The 7250-nt window shown below is 59.8% G+C and carries 6 protein-coding genes and 2 pseudogenes; 3 read left to right on the top strand and 5 right to left on the bottom strand.

Annotated features, from left to right (window positions below):
- Nucleotides 1-245 (top strand): integrase core domain-containing protein (locus tag AUL33_RS20855; RefSeq protein WP_156419546.1); only part of this gene is annotated, 245 nt, incomplete at its 5' end.
- Nucleotides 246-1311: 1066 nt separating this feature from the next.
- Here AUL33_RS20855 and AUL33_RS20850 read toward each other — a convergent pair.
- The 5 genes and pseudogenes from AUL33_RS20850 to AUL33_RS21875 all read right to left on the bottom strand — a co-directional run bounded on the left by AUL33_RS20850 (nucleotide 1312) and on the right by AUL33_RS21875 (nucleotide 5559).
- On the bottom strand, nucleotides 1312-1680 hold the full coding sequence (locus AUL33_RS20850; RefSeq protein WP_062213081.1) for a hypothetical protein: 369 nt from the start codon (nucleotides 1678-1680) through the stop codon (nucleotides 1312-1314).
- A 521-nt stretch (nucleotides 1681-2201) separates the two neighbouring features.
- Nucleotides 2202-3641, bottom strand: a pseudogene (locus tag AUL33_RS20845) (IS1182 family transposase).
- A gap of 91 nt (nucleotides 3642-3732) precedes the next feature.
- A pseudogene (locus tag AUL33_RS21880) lies at nucleotides 3733-4331 on the bottom strand (recombinase family protein).
- Between the two features lie 236 nt (nucleotides 4332-4567).
- Nucleotides 4568-4888 carry a stability/partitioning determinant gene (locus AUL33_RS22405; protein WP_156419545.1) on the bottom strand — a complete coding sequence of 107 codons (321 nt, stop codon included), beginning with the start codon at nucleotides 4886-4888 and terminating at the stop codon, nucleotides 4568-4570.
- Complete coding sequence (locus AUL33_RS21875) at nucleotides 4885-5559, bottom strand: ParA family protein (RefSeq protein WP_082652801.1); 675 nt, start codon at nucleotides 5557-5559, stop codon at nucleotides 4885-4887. Before AUL33_RS21875 ends, AUL33_RS22405 begins: the two co-directional genes overlap by 4 nt.
- A 248-nt stretch (nucleotides 5560-5807) precedes the next feature.
- On the opposite strand from AUL33_RS21875, the gene AUL33_RS22995 reads away from it, so the two are divergent.
- Complete coding sequence (locus tag AUL33_RS22995) at nucleotides 5808-6110, top strand: ribbon-helix-helix protein, CopG family (RefSeq protein WP_306302803.1); 303 nt, start codon at nucleotides 5808-5810, stop codon at nucleotides 6108-6110.
- 223 nt (nucleotides 6111-6333) lie between these two features.
- Nucleotides 6334-7137, top strand: a complete 804-nt coding sequence (locus tag AUL33_RS20830) for a helix-turn-helix domain-containing protein (RefSeq protein WP_244492380.1) — start codon at nucleotides 6334-6336, stop codon at nucleotides 7135-7137.
- The last annotated feature ends 113 nt before the right edge of the window (nucleotides 7138-7250 follow it).

Raw genomic sequence — 7250 nt, 5'->3', positions numbered from 1 at the left:
CCAATGGACAGGTCGAGCGGATGAGCCGCACCATCAACGAAGCCACCGTCAAACGCTTCCACTACAAAAGCCATGATCAGCTTCGGGTGCATCTCTCCGACTTCATGGCGGCCTATAACTTTGCCCGCCGGCTCAAAACGCTCGGCGGCCTGACGCCCTACGAATACATCGCCAAAATCTGGACGTCAGAGCCACAATGGTTCATCGTCAATCCGATCCACCAGATGCCGGGACTGAACACCTAGACTGTGGGTCTTGCCACCGCACGAGCCGATGTAGGCGAGGACATGACTGTTGTCGAGAAGCGCGTCGGTGCGCCGTAGCGGATGCTGGCCTCCGCCCACCTAGGTGACCTTCTGGATGGGATTGAAGCGTGCGGCGGCGACCCAAGTGCGATCGACGCGGTAGGCCTCGCCGAGAATAATCTCGCCGGATCCCAGCAGATTGGCAGCCTCGGTCATGTCCAGCCAGTCGGCCTAATCATGGTGCCGGAGCCCGAGCGTTTGACGAGGGGGCCGGGCCAAACCGACGGTCCGTCGAGGACACGGTTAGCGGCCTAGATCGCGAAGGCGGCGAGCAATCGTGCCAGAATCGGTTTGCCAAAGGACGGCTAGCACCGCATTCGCGGACGCTGCGGAGAACCACGAGACGTCGCCGAGCCATCGGCTGGCGAGAAGGACATAAGGCGGCCATAGGAGAAGGAGGAGCCGGGCGAGAGCCAGGGTAAAGCGTCCGATCCCGTTTGGGCAGGCGAGACCTCTGAGCGGGCTAATGCAGTCGGCCTGACAACCCGACTGATGATCCCGGTCAGGGTTTTTGGCCGTGCATCATTCCGTTGACCGTCAGAAGCAAGCCAACGGTCGAGCGCGCGGCGTACTGGCGTTTGACCAGTTCAACAGCTGCCGTGCTGTTGCACATAGAGGTGGTGAACGGCCCCCTGAGCCTATCGAGCAAGCGCTGTGCGTCGCGGGAGAGTGGCCTCGACGATGTTGGCATAGTTTGCAAGGCGGCAAGCTCCTGTTCAACCGGCGTTGCAGACTAGCAGGCCGAACGTAGAAGCACCATAACCACTTTTCATCAACTTATGCAATCTGTTATCAATATCATGCTTTCTGGTTGATGCATATTTATATTATTATTTCTGAAAAGACTATTATATAGTAATTAGTGATTGTCGCGATAGCCTATGCGGCGCAATCATTATTGCGGTTCATGGCATTTGATTTAAGATGATAATCTGCAGTGGGCCGAAGTCTGTTCAGGCCGATCAAGCACAACGAGCCAGCGTGACGGTCCGTCGGTAGGGATCGCTCAAGGACGTGGCGGGTACATGGGGTTGCCGGGCTTAATGAACGATCCGCGATCGAGGAAGGTGTTCCAGTCCTGGCCCGAGCGCGAAGCCTGGTCGACCGCTTCCAGTCCATCGTCCGTCTCGAAGACAAGGAAACGGGCATCGAGATCGACGCGCCGGACGGTCAGCGCCAGCGCTTCGGAGATCCGGCAGCCTGCGATGTGCAGGACCTCGCAGTAGGTGCGGACTTCGCGATCGCCCTTGGCCGCGGCAGCGAGGAAGGCCGCGCGCTCACTGGCGGTGAGATAGAGACGGTGGCCGGCGGGGTTGATTAGATCGTTTATGGCCCGAACTCCCGCCCGGAGGAACGCGACGGGCGTCGATGCCATGTACGACGACTGAGACGCCATCGTTCGAGCCGACGCCAGGCGATCACAACTGCGTTTATGGTCAGGAAGCCGACACTACCGAAGATGAGAAGCATGACACCGAGGAAGGCGTGCCTGTTTTCCGGCATCCAATCCCGCAACAGGTCGGGCCATTTCGGCACGACAAACGAGACGACAAACAGGCCGACGAGAAAGCAAACCAACACCGCTGCCTTGATTTTCCGGAACTTGCTGATCCAAAAGCGAGGCAGCGGAACCGGAACGCGTTGATTGTCCACGATGCTGATCTCCAGGCGACGATTTCACCATGTCGCCAAGCGTGTGAAGGAGTGGTGTGCGACCGCACTCGACCCAGGCCGTGTCAAAACGTCGAGCCAGGTTATGGTTTGACGTTTCGGTGCGGATCGCATGGTTGATCATTGAGTGACGGTGCTCTGCGGCTGCGGTTTGCGATCATCGGGGAACAGGACGAGGCGGTCGGCTCGCGTGTTGGTATGGAGCGAGGTGCCGTAGCCGCCTGATCAGCCTCTGATGGCGGCGAGGAGCCTCTGGCTTCCCATGATGTTCAGGACACGCGTCAGATTGTCGGCCAGGACTTGGAGGGCAATCTCGGCCGACACACGCGGTAGCGTCCGGGTCAGGAAGTGGATGGCGCCCATCCGGGGCTTCAGCGTGCCGAACGGATGCTCGACCGTCTCGCGCCGCACCCGCAGAGCCTGAGGATCGGCATCGAGCCGGCGCTGCACGGTCTCCAGAACGTCCTCATGTTCCCAGCGCGTGACGCGCCGCTCCTGACCCTTCGTGCAGTCCGCCTTCAGCGGGCAAGCTTGGCAGGCGTTCGTCCAGTAGCGGCTGAGCGTCATACCGTTTTCGACCGTCATGTATCGGTAGGGGAGCGTCTCACCCGCCGGGCAGCGGTAGGCGTTCTCGTCGTGGCGGTACAAGAAATCTTCCTTGCCGAAGCGTCCCGCCGCCTTGGCGCCGGACGTCATCGGTCGTGGCAGCGTGACGGCGATGCCGGCGCTCTCGCAGGCCACGATCTCCACGCCGGAGTAGTAACCGCGGTCGGCCACAGCCTCGAGCCGATCGACCTGAAGCGCCTGCTTGGCCTGCTGCGCCATGCCGCTGAGCTGCGCCCGGTCCGATCCGACATTGGTGACCTCGTGGGCCACGATCAGATGGTGATCGGTGTCCACGCCACCTGGACGTTGTAGCCCACCATGCCCGACCCTCGACCGCTGGTCGCCATCGAGCGGGCGTCCGGATCGTTCAGCGAGACCTGACGATCGGGGCTGGCGTCCATCTGCGTCTCCAAGCCTGCAAGGCGCTCCATTTCCTGGCCGAGACGGGCAATCTTCTCGTTCAGCCGAGCGACCTTGGCGGCGAGTTCGGATGTCGGCTCTTGCCGGTCTGCCGTGTCGAGTTAAGCGAGATAGCGTGAAACACTCTCCTCGATCTGCTCACGGCGCCGCTCGAGCTTGGCCTTGGTGACGTTGCGGTCGCGGTTGTTGACCGCCTTGAACTTGGAGCCAGCTATCGCGACGCGCGTCCCCGTCAAAAGGGCCATCTCCCGGCACAGGGCGACGAAGCGGGCGCAGACGCGCCCGATGGCGGAGCCGTTCTGCCGACGGAACTTAAGCAATGGTCTTGTGATCGGGCGACAGCCGAGCCATGAGCCACATGACCTCAACGTTGCGACCGGCCTCGCGCTCCAAACGCCGACTGGAGGGAATGCAGTTCAGGTAGCTATAGACGTAGAGCTTCAGAAGGGCGGCAGGGTGATAGCCGGGCCGTCCCGTTGCGGCCGCCTCGACACCCTCGAAGCCGAGAGAGCCCAAATCCAGCGCATCGACAAAGACGTCGTTCACTCGGACCGGGTTGTCCTCAGTGATCCAGTCCTCGAGGCAGGGCGGAAATAGCGTTGCCTGATCGCGATCGGCACCGACAACGAAGCGTCCCATGCCACCCTCCGGTCAACCCTGATGAGAATAGCATGGGTAGGGTTTTGACACAGCCAGGGTCGTTATCTGCCGATCCTAGCCAAAGACGAAGCTACCGATCAGATGGCACCGCAGGTACTGATCCATCCCGTGCCCGCTGGATCGTCAGACGGCTGACCACGAACTCTCGCGCCAGCGCGGAGATCGAGTCCCCCTCCCCCAGCCTCTCGCGAACGACACGCTTTTGTTCGGCGGACAGCTTCGCGGGACGACCCAGCACCTTCCCCTGTTCCTTGGCCCGCACGAGCCCGGCATGGTGCGCTCGATCAGGAGATCGCGTTCGAACTCGGCGACCGCATTGATGACGCTCATCGTCATGCGCCCCGTCGAACTCGTCAGGTCCACCCCGCCCAGCGCCAGACAGTGAACCTTGACGCCCATCTCGGCGAGCAGTTCGACGGTGGCGCGGACGTCCATGGCGTTGCGTCCGAGACGGTCCATCTTCGTGACAACGAGGATGTCGCCCTCCTCCATCCGATCGAGGAGTTTGCGGAAACCTTCCCGCTCTTTGGCTGCGAGCGAGCCCGATACGGTTTCGGAAACGACGCGCCGGATCTGGACCTCGAAACCGGCATCACGGATCTCGCCGATCTGGTTGTCGGTGGTCTGACCGTTTGTGGAGACGCGCACGTAGGCAAAAAGTCGTGACATTCGGGCTCAAAGCTGCGCGGAAACGGCCCGAGTTTATAGCGCATGCGCGATAGAGGCGGTAGCTGGTTTTGGCGCAGCCTTATCCTACCCTGCGCGAAACCGATCGTTTAAGGGCGTGGAAATTGCTTATGAGCAGAGTTCATCAATCGCGTTAAAGAGGTGGTGGCGATGGATCGTGAGCTACGAGGTGATAGCAGTTTGTAATCAGCTTACGCGCAATGATGACCCTTCTAAGGCTATCTCTCTGCGCTTAGGCTCGCTACTGCACGCTCCAAAACTTCTGCAAGTGTTATGTCATGCGCGTCGGCGTACGCATGGATCGCATCGACTGTCTCGATTTTCAGACGCGTTGAAAAGAGATGCACCCTTCCAGTCTTCCTCCTAGTGCGGCGGACGTTCGAAGGCTGCTCTGTAGCAGCGGCGTTAGCTTGGACTGCACCATTTGTTGGTTGAAAACCAACGGCTTTGGCAGCTGCGCGCACCTGCTCTTCATTCGGCTTAGGAAGAGAAACATCTTCGATCGACCCAAAATCCAGCCGTGCTTTAGGCTTGTTCATTGTTTCTCCCCCCCCACGAGGACGCTTATGATCGACTGGGCGAATGCCACAGCATTTTCTCTCGCACGTTCAAGCCCACCAATATCGGAATGATCAAGGTCATGAAGGGTACCGCCTAAGCTAAACATGGCCCGGAATGCAGCTCGATCGACCGTTGATACGCTTAGTGTCGGAATTTTATTCTCTGCAAACTGGTCCTCTATATCTCTAAGAGTACGTTCGCGTATGGCTGGAGCTAAACGAGAGAAATACACGCGGTATGGAATATCGCGATTTGTAACCCGCGACATTTGACGAATTAACTTAACAGACTTTGCCGCCTCATTTGCATCAAGCAAAGAGCCTTGAACAGGAATTAGTACGAGGTCAGAGCGGGTCATAGCAAAGCCAATTCGGTCCGCTGCTCGACCCTCAAGGTCGATTATTACAAAATCAAATCTAGAGCGAAGATCGTCGATCGTATCGATAATTGTCTCTACCGAAGCATCGGCGAACACGTGAACTGTCGATGTAATATCTCTGATCCGAGACCAAGCCACTAGTGGCTCGTTCGGATCCGCGTCGACCATGGCGACCGTTTTCCCTGCTAATGCCAACTCACCTGCCAAGATGACGGCACCGGTGGTTTTGCCTACTCCACCCTTGGAGGATACGAAGCTGATTACTGGCATGAGGTCTACCTAAGCGACAGGCAATTCGATGGGTTGTCCATCAGCTTATCAACCGAAGGCAAACAGATGACTAGCAGAAAATCAGCTGTAAGCAAGCCAAAAATCTTCTAAATGATGTCAGTTTGTAAGCTGTTAGCAATCCGATTTGTTCGAAAGCTCGATGGCGGTGTCCTCTGCATCGCAAGGGATTGGGAATGCATCGAAGTCCCGAAGGGGGTTGGAAGCTTACGTGAAGCTGTCCAACCGCCATGACGTGTCGGTATCTTCCTAGTGCCAACTCGCCTAAGCTCGGCACTAGGAATCAGGGAATCGGGGGACTCATGCCCGTACTTTCGTCGCGAACATCAGTGACTAGAGCAAAGCGCCGAGCGATCGGGATGCGTGCTTCTGAAACGGTTCTGTTCGAAAGCGAGATTGAGACCCTTGATGCGATCAAGGAGCGTTTGGGCTTGTCATCACGCTCAGACGTAATCCGGCTGTTGATCGCAAAGGTTGATCCAAACACCCTGACTCCTGACGATACGGCCGTTCTGGCTCTATCAGCAGCCTGAACGTGCCCCTCAGAACAGTAGCGGAGACGCCATAGCGCAAAGAAAAGGCCCCGAAGCGGGAGCCGCCGGAGCCGTTTCTAAGAAGGTGTGGTTACCCTTAGCAATACGCCTCATTTCCTTCATCGTCAAATGAAAACGCGGCTTCCCGCCACGGCCTTGCTTTGCCTCGCGCAAGGAAGGGACCATGACGGAAGAACGATCCCGCACGCCTCGACGCGTGCCCGTGCCGACGCGCGCCCTGGAAACAGGCGCGGACGCCGGAACGGACCTCTTTGCCCTCGTGCAGGGCGTGTCCGAGGCTCCGCACCCGGACTTTGCGGCGCGCGCCGAGATCTGGCGCGAGCAACGCGCCGGGCTGATTTCGGTCGCCGAGGCGCAGCGCCGCTCGGCCGCGATCGGCGCCGTGTCGGCGAAGCCGTCATCCGGCATCGCCGGGAAGGGCAGAGACGGCGTCCCCAGGCCTCCCATCGCCCGGCCGCGCCATGAACGCCCCTCGCCGAACGACAGCCGCCAGTACGCGCAAGCCATGGCGACGACGGCGGCGCGCGACGATCGCCTGACGCCGAACGCCAAGGCCTTCCTCCAGGTGCTGCGGGCGCGCTGCGGCAAGGGCCGCGTCACGTCGATCACCAAGGGCACCGCCGGCAACATCATGGCGCGCTCGACGCGCACCATCCGGCGCTACCTCGTCGACCTCGTGCGCTTCGGCTATGTCGAGCTGGAGATCCTGCGCTCAGGCCGCGGCCTGCATCTCGGCCTCACCGTGAAGCTCACGGCCCTCGTCGCGCCGTTCTACGAGGAGGCGAGGGGGCTCGCCCGGTGGCTGGCCGAGACGCCGAAGGCGGAGTTTCGGCCGTTCGAGGCGGTCTTCGATCCGAGAGAGAAGGGGGTGACACTTCTGTCATCCAAAAACCAAACCCAAACCATCTCTTCCTCCGCTGCGCTCGGATTGGCGGTCACAGGGCGCTTCGCGCCCCGTGGAAGGCTTTGGAGAAGGATAGGTGCAAAGGTCGTGCCAAAGGCCTGACGCCGCTCAGCGGCCCTCCAGCGCGATCCTCGTCCACTTCGTCATCGGCTCGCACCCCATGATCGCTTTCGCTTGTCCGATCTTCCAGGCCGTTCCCTCGTCGATCGGCGGTG

This window comes from Aureimonas sp. AU12 (genome assembly GCF_001463705.1).
Lineage (GTDB): Bacteria > Pseudomonadota > Alphaproteobacteria > Rhizobiales > Rhizobiaceae > Aureimonas.
This window is presented reverse-complemented; position numbering and strand designations above follow the sequence as displayed.

Excerpts from the sequence above, each read along its gene's own strand:
- AUL33_RS20850 (WP_062213081.1), bottom strand. The coding sequence starts at position 1,680 with ATGGCATCGACGCCCGTCGCGTTCCTCCGGGCGGGAGTTCGGGCCATA.
- AUL33_RS22405 (WP_156419545.1), bottom strand. The coding sequence starts at position 4,888 with ATGAACAAGCCTAAAGCACGGCTGGATTTTGGGTCGATCGAAGATGTT.
- AUL33_RS21875 (WP_082652801.1), bottom strand. The coding sequence starts at position 5,559 with ATGCCAGTAATCAGCTTCGTATCCTCCAAGGGTGGAGTAGGCAAAACC.
- AUL33_RS22995 (WP_306302803.1), top strand. The coding sequence starts at position 5,808 with ATGACGTGTCGGTATCTTCCTAGTGCCAACTCGCCTAAGCTCGGCACT.